At 41.4% G+C, this 26,239-nt stretch carries 21 protein-coding genes; 3 read left to right on the forward strand and 18 right to left on the reverse strand.

Annotated features, from left to right (window positions below; genetic code table 11):
• Positions 1-114: 114 nt before the first annotated feature.
• From N784_RS09555 to N784_RS09570, 4 genes are all read right to left on the reverse strand, one after another.
• Positions 115-1,401 carry a UDP-N-acetylglucosamine 1-carboxyvinyltransferase gene (locus N784_RS09555; RefSeq protein WP_036834446.1) on the reverse strand — a complete coding sequence of 429 codons (1,287 nt, stop codon included), beginning with the start codon at positions 1,399-1,401 and terminating at the stop codon, positions 115-117.
• 71 nt (positions 1,402-1,472) lie between these two features.
• Entirely contained in the window at positions 1,473-2,114 is a 642-nt protein-coding gene (gene fsa / locus N784_RS09560) for a fructose-6-phosphate aldolase (RefSeq protein ID WP_036834447.1), read from the reverse strand.
• Between the two features lie 114 nt (positions 2,115-2,228).
• A complete protein-coding gene (fba, locus tag N784_RS09565) occupies positions 2,229-3,092 on the reverse strand; it encodes a class II fructose-1,6-bisphosphate aldolase (protein WP_036834448.1) in 864 nt (287 codons plus the stop codon).
• 181 nt (positions 3,093-3,273) lie between these two features.
• Positions 3,274-3,642 carry a response regulator gene (locus N784_RS09570; RefSeq protein ID WP_036834449.1) on the reverse strand — a complete coding sequence of 123 codons (369 nt, stop codon included), beginning with the start codon at positions 3,640-3,642 and terminating at the stop codon, positions 3,274-3,276.
• Positions 3,643-3,807: 165 nt separating this feature from the next.
• On the opposite strand from N784_RS09570, the gene N784_RS09575 reads away from it, so the two are divergent.
• Entirely contained in the window at positions 3,808-4,323 is a 516-nt protein-coding gene (locus tag N784_RS09575; protein ID WP_036834451.1) for a DUF2529 family protein, read from the forward strand.
• A gap of 131 nt (positions 4,324-4,454) precedes the next feature.
• Here N784_RS09575 and N784_RS09580 read toward each other — a convergent pair whose 3' ends face one another.
• The 10 genes from N784_RS09580 to N784_RS09625 all read right to left on the reverse strand — a co-directional run bounded on the left by N784_RS09580 (position 4,455) and on the right by N784_RS09625 (position 18,438).
• On the reverse strand, positions 4,455-6,062 hold the full coding sequence (locus N784_RS09580) for a CTP synthase (RefSeq protein WP_036834452.1): 1,608 nt from the start codon (positions 6,060-6,062) through the stop codon (positions 4,455-4,457).
• A 238-nt stretch (positions 6,063-6,300) separates the two neighbouring features.
• Positions 6,301-6,780 (reverse strand): DNA-directed RNA polymerase subunit delta, encoded by a 480-nt coding sequence (gene rpoE, locus N784_RS09585; protein WP_036834454.1) that lies wholly within the window; start codon positions 6,778-6,780, stop codon positions 6,301-6,303.
• Positions 6,781-6,974: 194 nt separating this feature from the next.
• A complete protein-coding gene (gene icmF / locus N784_RS09590; RefSeq protein WP_036834456.1) occupies positions 6,975-10,214 on the reverse strand; it encodes a fused isobutyryl-CoA mutase/GTPase IcmF in 3,240 nt (1,079 codons plus the stop codon).
• A 1-nt stretch (position 10,215) separates the two neighbouring features.
• Complete coding sequence (locus N784_RS09595) at positions 10,216-10,833, reverse strand: TetR/AcrR family transcriptional regulator (RefSeq protein WP_036834458.1); 618 nt, start codon at positions 10,831-10,833, stop codon at positions 10,216-10,218.
• Positions 10,830-11,777 carry a methylmalonyl Co-A mutase-associated GTPase MeaB gene (meaB, locus tag N784_RS09600; RefSeq protein WP_036834459.1) on the reverse strand — a complete coding sequence of 316 codons (948 nt, stop codon included), beginning with the start codon at positions 11,775-11,777 and terminating at the stop codon, positions 10,830-10,832. Before meaB ends, N784_RS09595 begins: the two co-directional genes overlap by 4 nt.
• Positions 11,778-11,792: 15 nt before the next feature.
• A complete protein-coding gene (locus N784_RS09605) occupies positions 11,793-12,935 on the reverse strand; it encodes an acyl-CoA dehydrogenase (RefSeq protein WP_036834461.1) in 1,143 nt (380 codons plus the stop codon).
• Positions 12,936-12,954: 19 nt separating this feature from the next.
• The gene (locus N784_RS09610) at positions 12,955-14,094 is read right to left on the reverse strand and encodes an acyl-CoA dehydrogenase (RefSeq protein WP_036834462.1); all 1,140 of its coding nucleotides are present in this window, start codon (positions 14,092-14,094) and stop codon (positions 12,955-12,957) included.
• A gap of 20 nt (positions 14,095-14,114) precedes the next feature.
• The gene (locus tag N784_RS09615; RefSeq protein WP_036834511.1) at positions 14,115-14,969 is read right to left on the reverse strand and encodes a 3-hydroxybutyryl-CoA dehydrogenase; all 855 of its coding nucleotides are present in this window, start codon (positions 14,967-14,969) and stop codon (positions 14,115-14,117) included.
• Positions 14,970-14,994: 25 nt separating this feature from the next.
• Positions 14,995-16,182 (reverse strand): acetyl-CoA C-acetyltransferase, encoded by a 1,188-nt coding sequence (locus tag N784_RS09620; RefSeq protein WP_036834463.1) that lies wholly within the window; start codon positions 16,180-16,182, stop codon positions 14,995-14,997.
• A 132-nt stretch (positions 16,183-16,314) separates the two neighbouring features.
• On the reverse strand, positions 16,315-18,438 hold the full coding sequence (locus N784_RS09625; RefSeq protein ID WP_198134416.1) for a (Fe-S)-binding protein: 2,124 nt from the start codon (positions 18,436-18,438) through the stop codon (positions 16,315-16,317).
• A 184-nt stretch (positions 18,439-18,622) separates the two neighbouring features.
• Here N784_RS09625 and cls point away from each other — a divergent pair, with 184 nt between their 5' ends.
• On the forward strand, positions 18,623-19,822 hold the full coding sequence (cls, locus tag N784_RS09630; protein ID WP_232306004.1) for a cardiolipin synthase: 1,200 nt from the start codon (positions 18,623-18,625) through the stop codon (positions 19,820-19,822).
• A 60-nt stretch (positions 19,823-19,882) separates the two neighbouring features.
• Here cls and argS read toward each other — a convergent pair whose 3' ends face one another.
• The 4 genes from argS to speE form a co-directional block, all read right to left on the reverse strand.
• Entirely contained in the window at positions 19,883-21,553 is a 1,671-nt protein-coding gene (gene argS, locus N784_RS09635) for an arginine--tRNA ligase (RefSeq protein ID WP_036834464.1), read from the reverse strand.
• A gap of 18 nt (positions 21,554-21,571) precedes the next feature.
• The gene (locus N784_RS09640) at positions 21,572-22,006 is read right to left on the reverse strand and encodes a DUF1934 domain-containing protein (RefSeq protein ID WP_036834466.1); all 435 of its coding nucleotides are present in this window, start codon (positions 22,004-22,006) and stop codon (positions 21,572-21,574) included.
• 152 nt (positions 22,007-22,158) lie between these two features.
• Positions 22,159-23,031, reverse strand: coding sequence for an agmatinase (gene speB, locus N784_RS09645; protein WP_036834467.1), 873 nt, complete (start codon positions 23,029-23,031; stop codon positions 22,159-22,161).
• 12 nt (positions 23,032-23,043) lie between these two features.
• Positions 23,044-23,871: a polyamine aminopropyltransferase gene (speE, locus tag N784_RS09650; protein ID WP_036834468.1), complete on the reverse strand. Its 828-nt coding sequence runs from the start codon at positions 23,869-23,871 to the stop codon at positions 23,044-23,046.
• Positions 23,872-24,107: 236 nt separating this feature from the next.
• Between speE and N784_RS09655 the strand changes: the two genes are divergently transcribed.
• On the forward strand, positions 24,108-26,135 hold the full coding sequence (locus N784_RS09655; protein WP_084600221.1) for a transglycosylase domain-containing protein: 2,028 nt from the start codon (positions 24,108-24,110) through the stop codon (positions 26,133-26,135).
• The last annotated feature ends 104 nt before the right edge of the window (positions 26,136-26,239 follow it).

Here is a 26,239-nt window from a genome sequence, read left to right on the forward strand (position 1 = left end):
GCGATTTCTCTTCTCAAAAAAACATTCTACATCTCCATAGAGTATGAAGTTTATTCTCTTTCCGCAACAAAGTTATGTACTACCCAACTTCATAAAGTCAGGCAGTATAGTTATTTAAGCATTCTGCGTTTGTTCTATTTCGGATTCTGTCATTTGTTCGCGCCAAATGTTCGCACCAAGTGATTGTAATTTCTCTACAAGATGCTCATAGCCACGATCAATATGTTCTAGACCGGATACTTCCGTTATTCCGTTTGCTAACAAACCCGCGACAACGAGAGCTGCTCCAGCCCTTAAATCGCTTGCTTTCACTTTCGCTCCCTCTAAATGCACTGGACCATTTACAATAGCAGAGCTACTCTCCACTTTAATATCAGCATTCATTCTTCGAAGCTCGTCAATATGTTTAAACCTAGCGCTATAAATCGTATCTGTTACAACACCTGTCCCTTTCGCTTGCGTTAATAAAGATGTGAAAGGTTGTTGTAAATCTGTTGGAAAGCCTGGATATACGAGCGTTTTAATATCAACACTTTTTAAAGCATTCGAGCTACTAATTAAAAGTTGATCGTCTTTCGTGTCAATGGAGACACCCATTTCTCTCAACTTAGCTATTAACGATTCCAAATGCTGTGGAATGACGTTATCAATAATTACATTATCTCCTTGCGCTGCTGCCATAATGGTGTATGTCCCTGCTTCAATTCTGTCAGGGATAATTGTATGACGACAACCATTTAACGATTCCACACCTTCAATACGAATCACGTCTGTACCTGCACCTTTAATTTTTGCTCCCATGCTCGATAATAGTGTGGCTACATCAATGATTTCTGGTTCTTTTGCAGCATTTTCAATGAGCGTTTTTCCCTTTGCACGAACGGCTGCAAGCATAATGTTAATTGTAGCTCCAACACTAACAACGTCTAGATATATACGAGCGCCACGTAACTCTTCTGCTCGTAAATAAATGGCACCTTGTTCGTTCGTAACCTCTGCACCTAACGCTTCAAATCCTTTAATATGCTGATCGATTGGACGTGGACCTAAATGACATCCACCTGGCAACCCGATGACAGCTTTTTTGAATCGTCCGAGCATCGCTCCCATAAAATAATAGGAAGCACGTAATTTCTTCACTTTCCCGTTCGGAAGAGGCATAGAGAACATATTCGATGGATCAATATAAATATCCTGCCCATCTTTTTTCACAGTTCCACCTATCTCTTCTAACAAAACACTTAATGTATCAACATCAGAAATGTTCGGTAACCCTTCAATAGTGACTGGAGATTCTGCTAGTATGGATGCTGGTAATAATGCAACCGCACTATTCTTGGCACCACTTACACGCACTGTCCCTTTTAAAGAGTGACCTCCTTCAATAAGCAGCTTTTCCATTTTGGACTCCCTTCTATCTAGGTAAACCAATGCTTTCCACGCTTATTTTACACGTTTTTTCCAACTATATACTATTTTTGTTTATTCCAATCCGATAGAAACTTCTCAATACCCGCATCTGTTAACGGATGATGGACAAGCTGTTTTAGTACTTTAGCTGGTAACGTAGCAATGTGCGCCCCATTTAACGCTGCATCTGTTACGTGAATTGGGTGACGAACAGATGCTGCAATGATTTCTGTTTCTATGGCGTGACGGTCAAATATCTCTGCAATTTGAGCTACTAAATGCATGCCGTCTTGTCCGATATCATCTAATCTTCCTAAGAAAGGAGATACATATGTTGCCCCTGCACGAGCTGCAAGTAATGCTTGGTTAGCGGAGAAAATAAGGGTCACATTCGTTTTAATATTTAAAGCAGATAATTGCTTGACTGCCTTTAGTCCTTCTAAAGTCATCGGCACTTTCACCGTAATATTCGGCGCAATAGCTGCTAATTCTTTCCCCTCTTTCACCATACCTTCTGCATCTTCTGCAATCACTTCTGCACTAATGGAGCCATCGACCTCTTGAGCGATCTCTTTTAATCGATCGTGGAACGAAATATTTTCCTTCGCTACTAATGATGGGTTTGTTGTAACACCAGCAATAATCCCTAGCTCATTTGCTTCACGAATATCCTCAATATTTGCCGTATCTATAAAAAATTTCACCTTATTTGTACCTCCTTTAGAATGGTTGCGTTTTCAAGAGTAATGAAAAACATGACTTTTCATCTTTCATGATGAAAAGCCATATTTCTCTTACTTTTTCAAATCATTTGCACCTTATGCTTTGTTAGAAGAACCAAATTCGCGCATTTTGCCGATTACTGTTTCCTTAATCGCTTCACGACCAGGTCCTAGATATTTACGAGGATCGAATAGGTCAGGCTTTTCAGCTAGTGCTTCACGAACCGCTTTTGTTTGAGATACTTGGTTCTCCGTGTTAACGTTAATCTTCGCTGTACCGAAACTAATCGCCTTTTTAATATCAGCTGTTGGGATACCTGTTCCACCATGAAGAACTAGTGGCATATCAAGAAGGTTCATAATCTCTTCCATTCGATCAAAACCAAGGTTTGGTTCACCTTTATAATGTCCGTGAACAGAACCTAGAGCTGGAGCAAGAACATCAACGTTTGTTGCTTCAACAAGTTGCTTACACTCGGCTGGAATTGCATATGCTGCCTCTGCATCTTCCACGATTAAATCATCTTCTTGTCCACCAACACGGCCAAGTTCCGCTTCAACAGAAACACCATGGATGTGAGCTAATTCAACCACTTTCTTCGTTTGAGCAATGTTCTCTTCTAGTGGGTCGTGAGAAGCGTCAATCATTACAGATGTAAATCCTGCATGAATAGCTTCTGCACATTTTTCGAAGCTTGAACCGTGGTCTAAATGGATTGCTACTGGAACTGTAGTACCGTAAGATTCCATTAGTGATTTAACCATTGCAACTACTACGTTAAATCCACCCATATAACGACCTGCACCTTCAGATACACCAAGAATTACAGGAGATTGTTCTTCTTCTGCTGCTTGAAGAATTGCTTGAACATATTCAAGGTTGTTTAAGTTAAATTGACCTACACCGTAGCGTTCTTCTTTTGCCTTTTCTAACATTTCCTTCATTGATACTAGTGGCATGGACTAGATCCTCCTTTATAATCCTTCATACAGAATATGTCAACCATAGCATGTCCTTTTCCAGCTGACATCATTCTTACTATGTACGATTTCCTATCAACAAGTATAGCATACCAAGTCCTTACCACTGGTGCAACATCATCCTATTGAAATAACGCTTACATTCATAAAATTGACGTTTTTACCTCTTCACATTGCAAAACTCCGTAATAATCCGTTCAATTTCTTCAATGTCAAATGGTTTTGTAATCGTTCCCCTAACATTGCGTGGAAGAGATAGTTCATTCCATTCCATTTGTGTTAAGCCACTCATCATGACTGCTGGAATCGCATAACCTTCCGCTTCTAATTCTGTTAATACGGTAATGCCGTCTTTAATTGGTAATTTCAGATCAATAAAAATAAAGTCCGGTTCATGTTGTTTCACTTGCTCAATTGCTTCTTGACCTGTTTTCGCCTCAAATGTTTGGCATCCTTTATTCTTAATGACTTCTTGTAACAAAAAGCGGATGCCAGATTGATCATCTACAATTAAAACCCGTTTTCCCATCCATCGCTTCCTCCTTCGCATCATTTTCTCTGTCATAAACTATGCTTTTCTACTTTTATTATTCGATTTGCACCATACGAATACCTTCTAGTTATTATTTCGAAGTTATTAAGAAATGTGCTATCCTTACATACATATTTATTTAGTACAGGAGGATTATAAATCATGTTAAAAATGTTCTCAACACAATTAACCGGAACCTTTCAACGTATTAATGAGAAACAAGGGAATCATATAGAAGACGCCGCAAGAGCTTTAGCCCAAGCGATTGTGGGTGATGGTCATATTTATGTATGCGGTACAGGTGAAATGGTCGCACTACACGATGAAATTGAACAAGGAGCGGAGAAATTACCGAAAACGTCTATTTTCAGAGAGGGTTTGACGTTAACACCGTTAGACCGCGTAATTGTAGCATCTCGCCATGCTAATGACGAAGCCGCAATCAAACTAACGAAACACATACAAGCTCAAGGAGCAGAGGTTATCCAAATTTCCTCCACTACGAAAGAAGATAACCCACTCCAACAATTAGCCAATTATCACATCGACACACAAATGACCGGACCAATGCTGCCGTTTGATATGGAAAGAATAGGCTTCCCTACTTTAATGGGAATGTTATATGTCTATCACGCATTGTACCTAACAACGAAAGAAATCATCTCAGAATACGAATAAACAGATTAGAGAAAGACCCGGAATGAGGCTTTCGGACTCGATTGAGGCGCTGCACCTCAAGTATGTGGCTCTTGCTTTTTCAATTACGTAAAAAAAGGACTGTCCTTTATTCTGGACAAGTCCTTTTTTAGTTACTTCTGTTCTTTATTTGCCAAACTTGCTCCTACGAAGTCGTGGAACAGTTGCTGCGGGTTCGTTGGTCTTGATTTAAATTCTGGGTGGAATTGGCAAGCTACGAACCAAGGGTGATCATTTAGTTCGATGATTTCTACTAGACGACCATCTGGGCTTGTACCTGAGAAAGTAAGGCCTGCTTCTTCCATTGTTTCGCGATACTCGTTATTAAATTCATAGCGGTGACGGTGGCGTTCGTAAATGACTTCATCGCCGTATGCTTCTCTTGCTTTCGTTCCGTCTTGCACTTTACAAGGGTAAACACCAAGGCGAAGTGTACCACCTAAGTCTTCTACATTCTTCTGTTCTGGAAGTAGGTCGATAATTGGATATTGTGTTGTTGGATCGATTTCGGCAGAATGTGCTCCTTCGTATCCTAATACGTTACGAGCAAATTCGATTGTTGCCAGTTGCATACCTAAGCAAATGCCGAAGAATGGTACTTTGTTCTCCCTTGCGTAGCGGATTGCTTCCATCTTTCCTTCAATTCCACGATCGCCGAAGCCACCTGGTACAAGAATTCCATCAACGTGTGAAAGGTGTTCTGCTACGTTGTCGGCATGTACGTGTTCTGCATTGATCCATTCCACTTTAATGTCACTATCAAAGGAATAACCAGCATGCTTCAACGCTTCTACTACAGAAAGGTACGCATCTGGTAGTTCAACGTATTTTCCGACTAAGCCAATAGTAGTGACTTTCTTTAAATTCTTAACGTTATCAACTAGTTTGTTCCATTCTTTCATATCCGGCGCCGCACACTCTAAACCGAAATGAGTACATGTAATATCATCTAAGTGCTGCTCTTGTAGCTTTAATGGTACGTCATACAATGTCTCTGCATCGCCTGCTTCAATAACAGAACGTTTATCGATATCACAGAATAGTGCAATTTTGTCTTTCATTTCTTGGCTAATTGGCATTTCTGTACGTAATACGATAACATCTGGTTGAATACCTAGTGAGCGTAATTCTTTCACAGAGTGTTGAGTTGGTTTAGTTTTCATTTCACCCGCTGCTTTGATATATGGTACAAGTGTACAGTGTAAATACATGACGTTCTCTTTACCAATATCACTCTTAATTTGGCGAATTGCTTCAAGGAATGGTAATGATTCAATATCCCCTACCGTTCCACCGATTTCTGTAATGACTACATCAGCGTGCGTTTCTTTAGCCGCACGGAAAACGCGGTCTTTAATTTCATTTGTAATATGTGGAATGACTTGCACCGTTCCACCTAAGTAGTCTCCACGACGCTCTTTCTGCAATACAGTCGAGTAGATTTTACCTGTTGTAACGTTGCTATATTTATTTAAGTTAATGTCGATAAAACGCTCATAGTGGCCTAAGTCCAAGTCCGTTTCTGCACCATCTTCTGTTACAAAAACTTCTCCGTGTTGGTAAGGACTCATAGTACCTGGGTCCACGTTAATGTATGGGTCGAACTTTTGGATTGTCACTTTTAATCCTCTATTTTTTAATAAGCGACCAAGTGATGCTGCTGTAATTCCTTTTCCAAGAGAAGAAACTACGCCACCTGTTACAAAAATATACTTTGTCATGATACTCCTCTTCCTTTCGTCTATACTCTTGTTCTTATGTTTTGCGTTTAGTACGCGTTTTATGAGAAGCGCTTAACCAACATTGTTCAAACCTATGTTCTTCTATAAAAGAATCCCTTGTTTAACACAAAAAATAGAAAAGCGCTCCCGTAATTTATTTACGAGAGCGCTGTTTAACGATCAAAATTTAAGAGCCCAAATAAAATAATACTGATATCACTTTATAAAGTCAAGGTCATTATTTATTATCGTTGTCTTCTTCATCAATATCTTCGTCATCACCATCGATATGAAAGCCTTCACCAAGCTCATCTTCTTCGTCATCAGCATCTAAATCTAGTTCTTCTACATCTAGATTCAAATCATCTTCGATAACTTCTTCCTCAATATCCTCTTCCAATTCTTCTTCTTTTTTCGCTTTCTTTTTCTTCTTTACAGGAGCTTGCACTTCTTCAACTTGTTGTTCCACTGGGTACCAACGCTTCAAGCCCCAAATATTCGAGCCGATAGTCATAAAACGACCGTCTGTATTCATGTACGTAAATAACAGCGCCATGTTGTCTCGTTTTTGTTGATTATCGAACCCTTTTAGCTCTGCTATTTTATTAAATAATTCATTGAATTGTAACGCCTGCTTCTCATCTGAAAGAATCTCATTCGCAATTTCAATCATGGACATTTCCGCAACTTCTTCGTGGCTATATTTGTTTAAGCTCACGTCCAGCACTCCCTTTTATATCAAAAATTAGTATACACATAACTTGTAATTATAAAATCTTCATCGCTTCAAATCAAGCCTATCATTCATTATAAACAAATACATAGTGATTATGCTAGACATAAACAGAAAAATCGGTATCTACTGTGCTAGAATTGTTTTCTTTCACAGTAGATACCTTTTGAAGCAGCACGTTACATGTTTCTACGGTATTGTCCTCCTACTTCATATAACGCATTGGTAATTTGACCAAGACTAGCTACTTTTACCGTTTCCATTAATTCAGCGAAGATATTCCCATTTTGCTTCGCTACTTGTTTAAGGCGTTGCAGCGCATTTTCTGTTACTTGAGCGTTGCGCTCTTGAAAATCTCGTAATGAATGGATTTGGTGCATTTTTTCTTCTTGAGAAGCGCGGGCAAGCTCCATGGAATCAATATCCTCTTCAGAAGGTGGATTCGGATTTAAATACGTATTCACACCGATAATCGGTAAGTCTCCGCTATGCTTCTTCCCTTCGTAGTACAACGACTCTTCTTGAATCTTACCTCGTTGGTATTGGCGTTCCATCGCACCTAATACACCGCCACGATCGTTCATACGCTCAAATTCTTGTAGTACGGCTTCCTCGACTAAGTGTGTTAATTCTTCTACGATAAATGACCCTTGTAAGGAGTTTTCGTTTTTTGTTAAACCAAATTCTTTATTAATAATCATTTGAATCGCCATCGCACGGCGCACCGATTCTTCCGTCGGGGTTGTAATGGCTTCATCATATGAATTTGTATGCAAGGAATTACAATTATCTTGAATAGCTAGAAGCGCTTGTAATGTTGTACGAATATCATTAAAGTCAATTTCTTGTGCGTGTAAGGAACGACCAGAAGTTTGCACGTGGTATTTCAACTTTTGACTACGTTCGTTGGCGCCGTATTTATCGCGCATCACAATCGCCCATATTCTTCTCGCCACTCGGCCAATTACCGTATATTCCGGGTCGAGACCGTTTGAGAAAAAGAATGATAAGTTGGGCGCGAATTTATTAATATCCATCCCTCTACTTAAATAGTATTCTACGTAAGTAAAGCCATTTGCTAACGTAAAGGCTAACTGTGTAATCGGATTTGCACCAGCTTCAGCAATATGGTAGCCAGAAATGGAGACGGAGTAATAATTTTTTACGTCGTGATCAATGAAGTATTGCTGAATATCTCCCATCATACGTAAAGCGAATTCTGTGGAGAAAATACACGTATTCTGTCCTTGGTCCTCTTTCAGTATATCTGCTTGGACGGTGCCACGTACAACGGATATCGTTTCTGCCTTTATGCGATCACGTTCTTCTTGATTCGGCTCTCTACCTTCTTGCTTTTTAAACATTTCTATCTGTTGATCGATGGCAGTATTGAAGAACATTGCCAAAATAATCGGTGCTGGACCATTAATCGTCATCGATACAGATGTAGTTGGATGGCACAAGTCAAACCCTGCATAGAGCTTCTGCATATCGTCTAATGTACAAATTGAGACGCCACTTTCACCAACTTTACCGTAAATGTCTGGCCGTTCATCAGGGTCTTCACCGTATAAAGTAACAGAATCAAAAGCCGTACTTAACCGCTTCGCAGCTTCGCCTTCCGATAAATAGTGAAAACGACGGTTCGTGCGATCAGGGGTGCCTTCACCAGCAAATTGGCGCGTTGGGTCTTCCCCTTTTCGTTTAAATGGAAATACTCCTGCTGTGAATGGGAAGGCTCCTGGAATATTTTCGCGTAACACCCAAAGTAAACGGTCACCCCAGTCATGATAGGTTGGTAAAGCGACCTTCGGAATTTGTAACCCCGATAGACTTTCCGTCGTTAAATCAATAGTAATTTCTTTATTACGGACCGCATACGTCATTACTTCTTGGCTATATCGATGCTTTAAATCATCCCATTGCTCTAGTGTTTGTTTGTGGTTAGGATCTAATTGATGTTCATAGTGCGCGGCAGTTGTTAGGAGTTGTTGTTTCATCGTTTCTTCTTCTATTAGATTGGCTGATTTTGTAAGTTGGTACCATTTTCTCGCTTTATCACTTTGTTCTTCTGCCTTCTCGTGATAATGGTGAACCGTTTGCACGATATCACGTAAATATTGCTGTCTTTCTGGCGGAATAATTAAATTCTGCTTTTCCACATTCGTCACACGCTCAAATGGCGTTGACTCCTCCCAACCATATTTATCATTAATGAGGTCAACTAATGCAGCAAATAGCGTGTTCGTTCCTGGGTCGTTAAACTGACTAGCAATGGTTCCGTAGATAGGGAAGGTTGTTTGGTCTTCATGAAAGAGCATATGGCTACGTTCGTATTGTTTGCGGACTTGGCGTAATGCGTCGGCGGAGCCTTTTTGTTCAAATTTATTAATAACAATAAAGTCTGCATAGTCAATCATATCAATTTTCTCTAATTGGGAAGGTGCTCCAAATTCTGCAGTCATGACGTACATAGATAAATCCGTTACATCGGTAACAGCCGCATCTCCTTGCCCAATCCCACTCGTTTCAACAACAATAAGGTCAAACCCTGCCGCTTTTACAACCTGAATGGCTTCATCAATCGACTTGGATAGTTCACTACGAGAGTCTCTCGTTGCCAACGAACGCATATACACTCGATCAGAGAAAATGGCGTTCATACGAATCCTGTCCCCAAGCAGTGCCCCGCCAGTCTTTCTCTTCGTTGGGTCTACAGACAGAATCGCCACTTTACGTTCAGGAATTTCATTAAGAAAACGACGAATTAGTTCATCTGTTAAGGAGCTTTTACCGGCTCCACCCGTTCCTGTAATACCTAGTACAGGAATCGATTTCGTTTGTTGCTCTAACAGTTTTTCCACTGCTGCAGCTGGTTCGGTTTCATGAATAGTCGTATTTTCCGTATACGTAATGAATCGAGCAATGGCTTGACTATCTCCTTGTTGCAATTGCTGCATATGTTGCTCAACATGCAATGGTGGTTGAAAATCGCACGCTTCTATCATTTGATTGATCATTCCTTGTAGCCCGTACTCACGCCCATCCTCAGGGGAGAAGATTCGAGCTACTCCGTAATCATGGAGTTCTTTAATTTCACGCGGGATAATTACGCCTCCGCCACCTCCATAGACACGAATGTGATCTGCCCCTTTTGCTTTCAACAAATCAATCATGTACTTGAAATACTCCACATGACCTCCTTGATAGGAAGACATCGCTATACCTTGAGCATCTTCTTGAATGGCTGCATTGACAACTTCTTCTACAGAACGGTTATGCCCTAAATGAATAACCTCCGCCCCACTCGCTTGTAAAATGCGTCGCATAATATTAATAGAAGCGTCATGACCATCGAATAAACTTGAAGCGGTAACAAACCTGACAGCATGCTTCGGTTGATACTTTTCTGTTTCCATCTCATTTCCCCCTCGTTATGGACAAACCGTGAAACAAATAATGTAATTGCCGATTTGTATAAGCTTCTAACGAAAATTGTTTGTGCAAAATCCAGCGCCTGAATCCCCACATTTGCCCCTGAATAAAAATATTGTTGGCTAATAACTTTACATCTTCTTCTGTCATTTCATTAGGAAAACTTCTTTTGATGACGTGTTCAAATAGTTCTAACATGTCTCTTTCTTTATTTAACACATATTCCTGTGCATCCTTTGACAACGATTTCACTTCTTGGTACATGACAACAACTTCATCTTGCATGTCATCCATCAGTTGAAAATATGCAGATATCGCCTCTTTCAAGCTGTATTCATCCATGTTATCCATATCAATTTTCTTACCCATCTGGTCCTTGACCCGTTCATAAATATAGTCACATACAAGGAATAACACATCTTCCTTCGTGCGAATGTATTCATACAACGTTCCAATGCTAAAACCGGAAGCTTTCGCGATTTCTCTCGTCGTCGTTTTATGAAACCCTTTCTCTTTAAAAAGTGACACAGCGCCTTTAATCATTTGATCGCGTCTCACCTTAATTAGTCGTTCATCTTTAATGGAAGAAGGTACTTTTTTCATCGGTCATGACCTCCCTTTAGCTTCCATTGCGTTAGCAAATGCTTAGCCGTACTATATGGATCCTCTTCAGCATGCGTAATCGATTTAATCTTATCTGAATCGCTTTCAATAAAGTGTTTCACCGATTGCCATAGCTCTTCACGTATCACATCATATACTTCATAGACGAACTGTTGCTTCCTTCGTTTATCTCCTTGTGCTGTATCGTGTAAAAAGTGTTCATGTTCCTTAAGATGTTGCCAAAATTGTTCCATGCCTTTGTTCTCTGTACTAACGGTTTCAACAATTGGTGGATACCAATCATTTGAATGACTAATCAATAGAAATTCTTCTAATTGTGTTTTCAACTTCCTAACTCCTGGCAAATCGGCTTTATTGACGACAAATAAATCCGCGATTTCCATAATACCTGCTTTAAAAATTTGCAATACGTCTCCGCTATTCGGGGTAAGCACGACAGCGGTAGTATCTACAATTTTCATAATATCAAGCTCTGATTGGCCGACACCGACTGTTTCTACTAGAATGACATCAAAGCCAAAAGCATCACATACACGTAAGGAGTCTTTCGTAGCTCTTGACAATCCTCCTAAACTCCCTCTCGTTGCCATACTGCGAATGTAAACGCCTGGATCCGTGAAATGCTCGTTCATTCTTACTCGGTCACCTAGTAAAGCACCGCCGCTGAACGGACTTGTTGGATCAACAGCGATTACAGCTACAGTTAAATCCTGCTTTCGCAAATAAGCAATCATTCGGTTTACGAGAGAGCTTTTGCCTGCACCTGGAGAACCAGTAATTCCGATATAATGTGCATTCTTTCTAGTGGCGTACAAATCACTTAATAGCTGTAATTTATCAGGGTGATCGTTTTCCATCCATGTAATCCCTCGAGCTAGTGCCCGCAGGTCCTTTTGTTGTATCCGCTCAGCAAGCTCATGCATGACTAGTCTTCCTTTCTACTCTGTCGTTAGCATGCGTCCAATGACGAGACGTTGTATTTCATTCGTTCCTTCGTAAATTTGGGTAATCTTAGCATCACGCATATAGCGTTCAACAGGGTAATCTTTCGTATATCCGTAGCCGCCGAATACTTGGACCGCTTCAATCGTTACTCGCATGGAAGCATCACCTGCATAAAGCTTTGCCATTGCGGAAGCTTTTCCGTACGGTTTGCCTTCTGATTCTAACCATGCTGCTTGATACGTTAATAAACGTGCTGCTTCTACACTTGTAGCCATGTCTGCTAATTTGAACGAAATGCCTTGATTCCTTGCAATCGGCTTGCCAAATTGTTCGCGTTCTTTTGCGTAGGCAACAGAAGCATCAAGCGCACCTTGGGCAATGCCAAGCGCTTGGGCGGCAATCCCATTTCGACCACCATCAAGTGTCGTCATGGCAATCTTGAACCCTTCTCCTTCTTCACCAAGCAAATTGGCAGCTGGAATGCGACAATTTTCAAATATTAGCTCTGTCGTTGGCGAAGAACGGATACCTAGTTTCTTTTCCTTCTTACCAAATGTGAAGCCAGGGGTACCTTTCTCAACGATAAACGCACTAATCCCTTTGTGGTTTGCGTCTGTATCTGTTTTAGCAAAAACGACATAGATGTCACCCACACCACCGTTCGTAATCCATACTTTGCTACCGTTTAGCACATATTCTTCTCCATCTTTTTTTGCGGTCGTTTTCATGGAGGCGACATCGGACCCTGCCCCTGGCTCAGACAATGCATACGCTCCGAGTTTCTCTCCTTGCGCTAGCTGCGTTAGAAACGTTTTCTTCTGTTGCTCGTTTCCGTATTTATAGATTGGCCAGCTTGCAAGGGAAATGTGCGCTGATAACGTAACACCGGTAGAAGCACACACCCGGGACAATTCTTCTACGGCTATCACATAACTGACAAAGTCCGATTCAATGCCACCATACGCTTCTGGCCACGGAATACCTGTTAAACCTAGTTGTGCCATCTTGTCAAAAATTTCTCGATCAAACCGTTCCTCTTCATCGCGTTCTGCTGCCGTCGGTTCTACTTCATTCTTAGCAAAATCTCGCACCATTTTACGTAGCATTTCTTGTTCTTCTGTTAATTGAAAGTTCATTTCCTTCTCCCCCTTGCCATTATTTCAATACGTGTTTCCCAATGACGACACGCTGAATTTCATTGGTACCTTCATATATTTCACACACTTTCGCATCACGGAAAAAACGCTCGACTGGATAATCTTCTGTATAGCCATATCCGCCATACACTTGAATGGCTTCAGTAGCAACGTTCATTGCAGCTTGAGAAGCAGTCATTTTCGCCATCGACGCCTCTTTGCCACAGTCAATCCCTTGATGACGTAAATTAGCTGCATGATAGGTTAATAGTTTCGCAGCTTCTACGCTTGTAGCCATATCAGCTAACTTAAAAGATATGCCTTGATTCCGTGCAATAGGCTTACCAAATTGCTCTCGTTCTTTCGCATAACCGACTGCATGCTCTAAAGCCGCTTCTGCAATTCCTAATGATTGAGCGGCAATACCGATGCGCCCAACATTCAAGTTTGCCATCGCTATCTTAAACCCTTCTCCTTCTTCACCAAGTCGCTGCTCGGCTGGAATGCGGCAGTTATCAAAGTTAAGCGTTACCGTCCCGGAACCATTCATCCCCATTTTGTGTTCCTTTTTACCAATTTCAAACCCAGAAGTATTGCGCTCTACAATAAATGCCGTTACCCCTTTATTCCCTGCATTACTATCTGTTCGGGCAAACACAATGAATGTATCCGCTTTCTCACCATTTGTAATAAATACTTTGGAGCCGTTTAAAATATATTCTTCTCCTTCACGAACTGCTTTCATCTTTAATGAACCTGCATCTGACCCAGCTCCTGGCTCCGTTAAAGCAAATGCTCCCAAAAATTCGCCTGATGCTAGCTTCGGAATATACTTTTGCTTCTGCTCCTCTGTTCCAAAGTAAAGAATCGGGTTCGTCCCTACAGATGTATGCACAGATAAAATGACCCCTACAGAAGCGCTCACTTTGGACAGTTCATGAATAGCGATAATATAAGACGGAAAATCCATCCCTGACCCGCCGTACTGTTCTGGAATTGGTATTCCCATTAAACCAATGTCACCCATTTGCTTGATTAGCTCTATCGGAAAGTAATCTTCTTGATCCATTTGTTGTACGATTGGTGCGACTTCCTTGTTCGCAAAGTCACGAACCATTTTGCGCATCATGTGTTGTTCTTCTGTAAATTGTAGGTTCATGTTCCATCCTCCGCTCTGTTTTAACCTTCGTATTGATAAAATCCTCTGCCTGATTTCTTCCCTAGCCAACCTGCTTGCACGTATTGACGTAACAATGGACACGGCCGATACTTACTATCACCAAATCCTTCATGCAGTACTTCCATAATGGATAAGCACGTATCTAAACCGATAAAATCCGCTAGCGTTAATGGTCCCATCGGGTGATTCATTCCTAGCTTCATGACGTCATCTACTGCTTGAGGATTCGCTACTCCTTCATAAACGGTATAGATTGCTTCGTTAATCATTGGCATTAACACACGATTGGAAACAAAGCCAGGAAAATCGCGCACTTCTACTGGTGTTTTGGCAAGTTTCAGCGTCATGTCATGAATTGCTTGGTACGTTTCATGACTCGTTTGAAGCCCACGAATAATTTCGACGAGTTTCATTACTGGAACAGGGTTCATAAAGTGCATACCGATGACTCGCTCTGGGCGATTGGTAGCAGCAGCGATTTCCGTAATAGGCAGCGAGCTCGTATTCGAAGCTAAAATAGCATGTTTCGGAGCGTGCGTATCTAACGCAGTGAACACTTGTTTTTTCACATCCATGTTCTCGACAACCGCTTCAATTACTAAATCACAATCATTTGCCTCTGCTAAATTCGTAGTCATCGATAATCGTTGCATCGTTGCATCACAATCTGAGGCGGTCATTTTCTCTTTTTCCACCGCTTTGGTTAATCGCTTCTCGATACCTGCTTTGCCTTTCTGTAAAGCTTCTTCTTCACGATCATTCATCTTCACATTGTAACCTGCTTGTGCACACACTTGGGCAATACCAGCTCCCATTTGCCCTGCCCCAATCACCATTACCGTTTGTATAGACATATTCTTATCCCCTTTCTCACGCTCGTTATTGCTTGGGTACTTCAATCATGACGGCATCCCCTTGGCCACCTCCACTACAAATAGCAGCAATGCCAATGCCTCCTCCCCGGCGCTTCAATTCATGCATTAATGTAATAATGATTCTTGCGCCACTCGCGCCAATTGGATGGCCTAACGCAATTGCTCCACCATTGACATTCACTTTGTCTAGATCTAAGCCAGCAATTTTGCCGCTTGCTAACGATACAGCAGCAAACGCTTCGTTCACTTCAAATAAATCAATTTCTTCTAACGTTTTGCCTGCTTTCTTCAACAAACTGTTCATTACTAGACCAGGCGTTTTTGGAAAGTCTTTCGCTTCTACGGCTACTTCATCATGAGCTAGAATCGTCGCCATTGGTTGATACCCGTGTGCTGATGCGTATTGTTGGGACATTAATAACATAGCCCCTGCCCCGTCATTTACTCCTGGAGCGTTTCCTGCTGTAATCGTTCCATTTGCATCGAACACAGGATTTAGTTTACGAAGCGCCTCTACGGACGTAGTTTTTCGCGGTGCTTCATCTTTCTCTACCAAAAGCGGATCTCCTTTACGTTGTGGCACTTCTACTGGAGTAATTTCCTCTGCAAATGTACCGTTTTCCATTGCTGCAACAGCTAATTGATGACTTCGATACGCCCATTCATCTTGCTCTTCTCGACTTAATTCATATTCTGAAGCTGTTTCGTTACCGTACGTCCCCATATGCACGCCTTTAAATGTACACGTTAATCCGTCATGCACCATTAAATCCTTTACTACTTGATCACCCATGCGAAAGCCAAAGCGTGCTTTTGGCATAAAGTATGGTGCATTACTCATGCTTTCCATACCACCCGCAACAATGACTTGCTCATCCCCTAAGCGAATAAGCTGATCAGCTAACGTCACACTTCTCATTCCAGAAGCACATACCTTATTAATCGTTTCTGTTTTCACTTCCCACGGGATACCAGCATTTCGAGACGCTTGCCTTGATGGAATCTGTCCTTGTCCCCCTTGCAATACCGTCCCCATTATAACTTCATCCACTTTCTCAGGTTCAAAATCTGCCCGTTCTAAAGCTGCTTTAATGGCTACTCCACCTAATTGTGCAGCACTTAATGCACTTAAGCTTCCACCCAATTTTCCAAACGGGGTTCTTACACCCGATACAATTACCGTTTTCGTCATCTTACTTCCTCCCTTAAATTGGTTGCGCTTTCATTTTTAATATAGAAAACGTATGCTATCGACTGAACGGTCGCTCAACAAAAGACGAATAGAAAAGTGTACGAATGTTCTGTACACTCTCCATTTCGACATTTAAGCAGTTTTATCCTTTTTCTCTTCTCCAAAAATCGACCGAGCTAGAATCTCTGCAATATCACTTGTGCTTACTGTATCTTCTACTTCTTTCGCTTTCGTTCCGTCACTTAACATCGTTAAACAATACGGACAACCACTAGAAATAGTAGTTGGAGCTACTTGAAGTGCCTGTTCTGTTCGAGCCTCGTTCACACGGTTACCTGATTTCTCTTCCATCCACATCATACCGCCTCCAGCTCCACAGCACATGCCGTTTTCACGATTACGGTTCATCTCCACTATTTGGACACCTGGAATCATTTTAAGAATGTCTCGTGGTGGTTCATACACTTCGTTGTAACGGCCCAAATAACAAGAATCATGATACGTAATCGTTTCATTCACATCATACTTCGGTTGCAAGCGTCCTTCTTTCACAAGCTGCGCTAACAGCTCTGTATGGTGCACAACCTCTCCTTCAAAGCCGAAATCAGGATATTCTCGTTTAAACACATTGTATGCATGCGGATCAATGGTTACGATTTTCTTCACGTTATGCTTCTCGAAATCTTTTATATTTTTCTCCGCTAATTCTTGGAACAGAAATTCATTCCCTAATCGACGTGCTGTGTCACCAGAGTTACGCTCTTTATTTCCTAAAATAGCAAACTTGACTCCAGCTTCACTCAATAACCTCGCGAAAGCCATCGCAATCTTCTGACTACGGTTATCATACGAGCCCATGGAACCAACCCAGAACAAGTATTCAAATGTTTCTCCTGCTTTTTCGACTTCTTTCACTGTCGGAATCTGAACGCTTTCTCCTTCATCCTTCCAATTTTCGCGCTCTTTCTTAGAAAGCCCCCATGGATTCCCTTGACGCTCGATGTTCATCATCGCACGCTGCGCTTCAGGGTCCATTTTTCCCTCTGTTAATACGAGGTAACGGCGCAAGTCAATAATTTTATCTACATGCTCGTTCATTACTGGACATTGATCTTCGCAATTTCGACACGTTGTACATGCCCATATCTCTTCTTCTGTAATGACATCGCCAATTAACGCTGTACTATTAACGTTGTCTAACGCTGCTGCTGACTCTTGAGAAGCCCTCGCCATTTGCGCCAACTGATTACCTTGCGTACTAGCAAACGCACCAGCGGGAACCCAAGGTGATTTGCCCGTAACAGCTGCACCTTTTTCCGTTAAATGATCGCGCAGCCGGACAATTAAATCCATCGGCGACAGCATTTTTCCTGTTCCTGTTGCTGGGCAAGAGTTCGTACATCGGCCACATTCTACACATGCGTATAAATCAATCATTTGTAAGTAAGTAAAATCTTCAATCTTTCCTGCCCCGAAGTACACATCCTCTTCTGATTCTTCATCTAAGTCGAAGTTAATTTTCGACAACTTACCTGTACGCTTGTCTTTGTTCATAAAAACGTTTACCGGGCCAGCGATTAAGTGGGCGTGCTTGGATTGGGGAACATACACTAAAAACGTTAAAAGAATAAGTAAGTGGACCCACCAGCTAATAAAGAAAATTACCGCAGCAGCTGTACTGCCAATCCAACCGAATGCCAAAGCAATCAAGGAAGCTACAGGCTCTGTCCACGATCCACTTTCCCCATGCCATATTAATTCCATGCCATTGCCGAGTAGTACGGATAACATAAGTGTACCGATAAAAATAAGCACTAAGCCTGCCTTAAACCCACGTTTCAAACGTACGAGCTTCTCCACGTAGCGACGATAAAAAGCCCAAATGACTGCTACTAAAATCATTAACGTCACTAGCTCTTGAAAGAAAACAAAGCCTGGATAAAGTGGACCAAGTGGTAGATGTGATCCAGGCGATAACCCTTTCACGATAAAATCAATAGCACCAAATTGAACAAGAATAAAACCGTAGAACATCATGACATGAATGGCGCCAGATTTTTTGTCCTTTAACAGTTTCTTCTGTCCAAATACATACGTCCCAATATCTTTCAGTCGCTCTTTCCATTGCAAATCAAATTCCATTTTCTGACCCAACTGAATGTATGCAATTCGCGTACGCACAACCTGCACAAATAGAAACAGTCCATACGCCGTAACCGCTACAAATAAGAGCCAATTTAACCAAAGCAAATTCATTTCACTTCCCCCTCTGTTTCGATTTCCCCCAACGCTTATTATGTCGAAATTATTACAACAACAAAAATATTCTGACTACTATACCTTTATATTAATAATGAATGAGCATTCAGTCAACTATTAATATGGATTTTGTTGTAGATTTATGGTTTTTCGGGAACGCTACAGTCAAAAGGACGAGGATGTGAAACGTTTGATTTTATTGCTTAGTTTATTGGTGTTATGTATCATTGCTGGACTGCTTTGGATCGACTACACACTTGGCAAAAAGCAGCATATGAAACACGTGCGGAGCTTAGAATTTGACGAACAATTAGGAGATTGCACGTTGTATACGATTGGGGATAGCTTTCTAACTAATTTGTTCCATGATATTCAAAACGCAGAAGCGCACATTGACATGCTTTTCTTTATCGTAAAGAAGGACGCCATCAGTATGGAGCTTTTACATTTATTAAAAAAGAAAGCAACCCAAGGAGTTACCGTTCGCTTTATGCTCGACCGGATTGGCGGCTATCGAGTGAATAGGGCTATGATCAAGGATTTGAAAAAAGCGGGCGTCCAATTCACATACACTGCCACACCTCGTTTCCCATTCTTTTTTTATCAATTGAATCGGCGTAACCACCGCAAAATAACTATCATTGATGGAAAAGTCGCCTATGTCGGAGGCTTCAATGTCGCTAAAGAGTACATAAGCCGCGATCCAAGACTTGGCAACTGGCGTGACTATCATTTACGAGTAGTGGGACGAGTAATCCATCCATACGCGGCCGTTTTTAACGATGATTGGGATATTGCCAATGGAGAACAGAAGCATCCCATTGTGAAAAATACGAACGAAGGAAATAAAGAAATGCGCATCATCGCTACTGACGGCCCACCTCTGGAACAAGTATTTCATGAAATGATCGAAGAAGCCGAACAGGAAATATGCATTGGTACCCCTTATTTCATTCCGAGCGAACGATTATTCCAAAGCTTGTTAGCTGCATTAAAACGTGGTGTGCATGTGCATGTAATTGTACCAATGAAATCTGATCATCCTCTCGTTAAAGAAGCAGGGTTACACTATTTATACCGTTTGCGAGCTGCTGGCGGTGACGTGTATTTCTTTGACTTAGGATTCTATCACGCCAAAGTGTTCATCGTCGATCAGAAGTATTGTGATATCGGAACCGCTAACTTTGACCGCCGCAGTCTTTACTTGAATCAAGAAATCAATACACTTATATATGACCAAGCGTTTGTGGAAGAAGTAAGGCTTTCCTTTGATCATGATATGCAAGATAGCCAGCCCTTTCATGAGCATTACACGCAACAATTCCATTATGGAACCAAAATTCGAATGGGACTTGCCTATATACTGCGTCCATTTTTATAGTGTGTGCTGTCCCACCGCCATTAAAAAAATCCTGGCGAATGGCCAGGATTTTTTGTCCCCTTACATGCGTTCTGGGGCGGATACTGCGATTAGGTTAAGCGCATTTTGAATCGTTTGTTTTGTTGCTTTCATAAGGCCGATTCTTGCTTGTGTGCCTTGTACATCATTTTCGTCAATTACTTTTACTGCGTTGTAGAAGCTGTGTAAGTCGGATGCCAGGTCAAATGCATATTGTGTCATGCGATGTGGTGTGCGTTTTTGAGCTGCATCTGCTACGACTTGTGGGAAGTCTCCTAAGCGTTTAAGTAGTGCTTCTTCCTTTTCGGAGTTTAGTTTAGCGAGATCGCTTCCTTCTTGATACGAATATCCTTTTTCTTCAGCTTGACGAAGCATGCTGCAAATTCGCGCGTGTGCGTATTGTACGTAAAATACTGGATTATCATTGGATTCTGATGTTGCTAAGTCCATATCGAAATCAAGATGTGAATCACTTGAACGCATTACGAAGAAGTAGCGCATTGCATCGATTCCTACTTCATCCATTAACTCGCGCAACGTAACAGCTTTTCCTGTACGTTTACTCATTTTCACCTTTTCTCCATTTTGGAAAAGGTTGACCATTTGAATGATTTCTACTTCCAATGTATTTGCTTCGTATCCAAGTGCTTGGATAGCTGCTTTCATACGCGGAATGTAGCCGTGGTGATCGGCCCCCCAAATATTAATAAGCGTTTCAAAGCCACGATCTAGTTTGTTTAAATGGTACGCGACATCTGGCGTTAAGTATGTGTATGAGCCGTCATTTTTTATGAGTACGCGGTCTTTGTCATCACCAAAGTCTGTTGAACGGAACCATGTTGCACCTTCATGCTCGTATACATAGCCTTTTTCTTTTAAGGTATCTACTGCTTTTTGAACTTTATTTTGTTCATATAAAGAAGTTTCAGAGAACCATTCGTTAAATGGTACACGGAAAGCAGCAAGGTCTTGTTCAATTTTCTTCAATTCGATTTGTAACCCGTACTGGCGGAAAAATGCTAGTCGTTCTTCTTGTGATTTGTGTTTCCATTCATCACCGTATTCTTCTTTTAATTGTTCGCCAATCCCGATAATGTCCTTACCATGATAGCCATCTTCAGGCATTGGGAAATCCTCCCCTAATGCTTGCATGTAACGTGCTTCAACGGATGTTGCTAAGTTATTGATTTGGTTGCCTGCGTCATTAATATAGTATTCGCGACTAACTTGATAGCCTGCTTTCTCCATAATGTTGCACATTGCGTCCCCTACAGAAGCTCCTCTGGCATGTCCTAAGTGCAAATCGCCTGTCGGGTTAGCAGATACGAACTCGACTTGTACTTTACGCCCTTGTCCAACCTCACTAGCGCCGTACGCATCACCTGCTTGTAAAATTGTTGGCACAAGTTCGGTTAAGTATTGATTGTTCATAAAGAAATTAATAAATCCAGGTCCCGCAATTTCCACTTTTTCGATGGACGCTTTGGATGTATCAAAATGAGCGATCATATCTTCAGCAATTTGGCGAGGTGCTTTTCGCGCGATTCTTGCTAGCTGCATCGCCATATTTGTCGCATAATCACCATGGCTTTTATCCTTTGGTTGTTCTAGAATAACTTCCGGTACTTGTTCTTCTGTTGCTAATTCTGCTTTGAGTACTGCTTGAATAATCTCACTCTTTAATTTCTGTTCCGTTTGCTCTACAATGTTCATCCTTTGCCCTCCTAATATTTAGTTCACTTCTTGAAAGCGTAATGAAAAGCGGTGTCGTTGCTTCACTTGCCCGTTCATTTCTAAATCATAGACCATTTTTAACATCCCTTTTATAGGTGCGTCTGATTGCTCTAAGTGAATAGACTTCGTGGTCGTTAGCATATGAAAATTCCCATATGGATGATGGTATATATTCTCTGTCACCTGCTCCACTTGAAAAATTTGATTCATATGAACAGGTCCCGTGCGACGAACAATGACTTTATCTGGCTTAATCGTAACCATATTATCAATCGGTTGCTCTTCTTCATGGTGTTCCGTATAACGTATCACTGACGTATTACCTTTACGGATATAATCTCCAGTCTCTTCTACAACCACCTTCTGTTTATCTTCTCGATCTTTCATTTCCGTTACTAACCTTACTTTAATGGGGATTCGCTCATCTGACAACTTGAGTGTCACCTCTTTTTTTATTTAAACGTTCGGTTTCCTTAACCTTTCTATTATAAAAATTTCGCAACAAAAATACAATAGATGGACACCTTTATACAAAAAAACCTCCTATAATGGTTTGGTACCATTACAAAAGGCTTTGCACTTACTTATTTCACCCAGCCGAGTAACATTTCACGAATGAATTTACTTGCGGCGATTTGTGTTTGTTCTGTTGGATCATATGCTGGTGCTACCTCGACAAGATCGGCGCCGACAATGTTTATATCCGCACGGGCTAGCTCGTGGATTGCTGCTAACAGTTCTTTAGAGCTAATTCCCCCCGCTTCTGCTGTTCCTGTTCCTGGTGCATAAGCCGGATCTAACACATCAATATCAATGGTGACATAAACGTTGCGTCCAGCTAACTGTGGCAATACAGTCTTAAGTGGTTTTAGCACTTCATACTTCGCCATATGCATCCCACTCGTAGCAGCATATTGAAATTCTTCCCGCATACCAGAACGGGTGCCAAAGGAGTACACATTCTCTGGTCCAATCAGGTCACAAATTTTGCGGACAGGGGTAGAATGAGACAGTGGCTCCCCTTCATATTCTTCCCGTAAATCGGCATGAGCATCTATGTGGATAAAAGCCATATCCGCATATTTCTCATACATAGCTTGAACAATTGGCCATGTCACGAGATGCTCTCCTCCCATTCCGAGCGGGAACTTATCCATTGCTATTATTTTGCGAACGTAGTCTTTAATCATTTCTAGACTGCGAGCTGGATTCCCAAAAGGTAACGGAATATCACCAGCATCATAGTAAGGTACTTCTTCTAAATGTTTATCTAAATAAGGGCTATACTCTTCTAATCCTAACGATGCTTCTCGAATTCGATTAGGGCCGAACCGAGACCCTGGCCGAAAGCTAACCGTCCAATCCATTGGCATGCCGTACAATATCGCTTTACTTTCCTCTACAACAGGATGACTCATAATGAACACCTTGCCCGAATACGCTTCATCAAATCGCATTTTCTTCTCCCCTTACTTGATTAAGTCTTGGACGAACTTCGGTAATGCAAAAGCGGCTTTATGAAGCTCTTGCGTATAATATTTCGTCTCGATTGTATGGAAACGCTCATCCTTCACTTCTAAAGGATCATATCGTTTACTGCCAATGGTAAACGTCCATAGACCACTTGGATACGTTGGGATATTAGCAGTGTATAGTTGCGTCACGGGGAAAATTTCGCTCACATCTTGAAAAACTTGTTGGATTAAATCTGCTTTAAACCAAGGGTTATCTGTTTGAGCGACGAAAATACCATCTTCTTTAAGTGCGTTGGAAATTCCAGCATAGAAGCCCTTTGTAAATAAGTTCACAGCTGGTCCAACCGGCTCGGTAGAATCGACCATAATGACGTCATAAGCCGCTTCACTTTGAGCAATGTGCATAAACCCATCATCTACCTTAACTTCTACTCTTGGATTGTCTAACTCTCCAGCAATGCTCGGTAAAAATTGCTTACAATAGTCGATGACTTTCCCATCAATTTCTACAAGTGTTGCTTTTTCCACGCTTGGGTGCTTTAATATTTCCCGAATCACCCCGCCGTCTCCACCACCTACAACAAGGACATGCTTCGGATTAGGGTGGGTAAATAGCGGTACGTGGGCAACCATTTCATGATAGACGAATTCATCACGCTCTGTCGTCATGACCATCCCGTCTAGTGTTAGCATATTGCCCCACTCTTCTGTTTCTAGCATGTCTAGCTGCTGGTAGTCCGTTTTCTCTGTATGATGTGTTTTCTTAACTTTTGCCGTAATACCGAAATGTTCGGTTTGCTTCTCTGTATACCAAAGTTCCATATAAGTACCCCTTTCAGCACGACATATGCGCGCTCCTGTCTATGTACACAACCGAATTGCTGTTTGTTTATCTTATCACTTTTTCATGCCTTTCAAACAATCAAATTATAGATAATCTCACAAAAAAATCAAGCAATTTTTTATAAGATTATAAATTCTAACACTTTATGTGTAAAAAAAATTTAAATAGCCATAATGGTATAAAAAAGATGTACCACCAAAAATGGGGAGTGGCTATGAACAATAAACAGCTATTCAAGTGGTTCTTACGAGTAACAGGCGCGATGACGGTATTATTTCTGTGTGGCATCATTAGTATATTGCTCTATTGTTACACTCTTGGAGCGCCATCATTAAAAAGCGAACAAAACACACTATTTTATGATGAAGCAGAGCAAGTAATTGGGGTAGAGCACGGAGAAGAAAACCGATACGGAATAGCAATAGACGAAATGGACCCAACGTTTGTACAAGCTACTTTATTAACAGAAGATAAGCGGTTCTATCAACATTGGGGCTTTGATTTCAAACGGATTGTAGCGGCCATTTATCATAATGTGCGCCAGCTAACGAAAGCACAAGGGGCCAGCACGATTACACAACAGTACGCTCGAAATCTATATTTAACTCACGAGAAAACATGGTTACGAAAATGGAAAGAAGCGATGTATGCCATTCGTTTAGAAATGTTCTATGATAAAGATACGATTCTAGAAGGGTATTTGAACACCATTTATTACGGACATGGTGCCTATGGTATTGAGGCGGCTAGCCATTATTATTTTGCCAAGGAGGCCGATGAGCTAACGATAGCAGAAGGATCTATGCTTGCGGCAATTCCTAAAGGGCCATCCTATTATTCCCCTCATACCCATTACGATAATGCCAAGCAAAGACAAGAGCTTATCTTAAATACACTAAAAGAAGAACAAGTCATCACCAAGCAACAATGGCGCCAAGCAAAAGAAGCTCCTATCCAGCTTGCGTCTCAACAGCAAAATAAAGAACAACGATTCGCTCCATACTTTCAAGATGTCGTTGTACAAGAAGCGGCACAAATACTTGATATAGATACAGAAGCGGTTCGTTCAGGGGGATATCACATTTATACAAGTTTAAACACAGATACGCAAAGGGAGCTCGAGCGGGCCATTGAAGCGGAAATGGGAATATCAGAACAAATGCAAATTGGTGTCGTGAGTATGAACCCTCAAACTGGGGCTATTGTCGCTTTAGTCGGCGGAAGAGCGTATGCAGACAGCTCCTATAATCGTGCGGTACAAGCAAAGCGTATGCCTGGTTCTACGTTTAAACCTTTATTGTACTATGCTGCGTTAGAGCATGGATACACACCGGCTACAACACTTTTAAGTAAGCCGACGGATTTCAAATTAGAGGATGGAACGGTGTATGAACCGAGCAATTATAATGGGTATTATGCCTATGACCCTATCACACTCGCACAAGCCGTTGCACTATCTGATAACATTTATGCAGTCAAAACGAATCTATTTCTCGAAGAAGAGACTTTAGTAAAGACAGCGAACCATATGGGAATCAAAAGCGACCTCCCAGCTGTACCTTCTTTAGCTCTAGGCACAGCGAGCGTATCCGTGATGGATATGGTAAGCTCCTATAGCTTGTTCGCTAATGGCGGAAAAGAAATCCATCCTCACGTCATTAAGAAAATTACGAATGACAAAGGCGATGTGATTTACAAACAGCAAGTAGAAAACCAAAAGCAAATCCTCAATGAAAAGAATGCCTACGTAATGACAAATTTACTAACAGGTATGTTCGACGAATCTTTAAATGACTACATGAAGGTAACAGGTGCTTCCATTGCGGGACAATTGACGAAACCGTTCGCCGGAAAATCTGGTACAACGCAAACGGACTCTTGGATGATCGGTTATAGTACCGAAGTCGTTACAGGCATTTGGACGGGGTATGACGATAATAAAGCAATCGAGCAAGTAAAGGAGCATCAATACGCAAAAGACATTTGGGCAACGTATATGGAGAAGATACACGAGAATAGTAGCTTTCATTCATTCCCACCCCCTAAAGGCGTTGTGGGGGTTTATATCGATCCTCATAGCGGCCAGCGAGCTACTCCTTATTGTGCAAGCAAAAGACTTTCTTATTTCGTAAAAGGCACAGAGCCAGAAGCCTATTGCGAACAACATCTCCCAAGCGATGGAGAAGCGGATGAACGGAATAAGGAAGATGGTAAACGAGGGTGGCTTGATTTCTTCTTTTAGATTAAAAAACCGTCCCATTAGAAAAAGATCGGCACTGTGTGGGAGCCGATCTTTTTCTGTGTCCTAGTAAACATGTTGATATCCCATGTGCTTCATATTTTACA

This window comes from Pontibacillus litoralis JSM 072002 (assembly GCF_000775615.1).
Lineage (GTDB): Bacteria > Bacillota > Bacilli > Bacillales > BH030062 > Pontibacillus > Pontibacillus litoralis.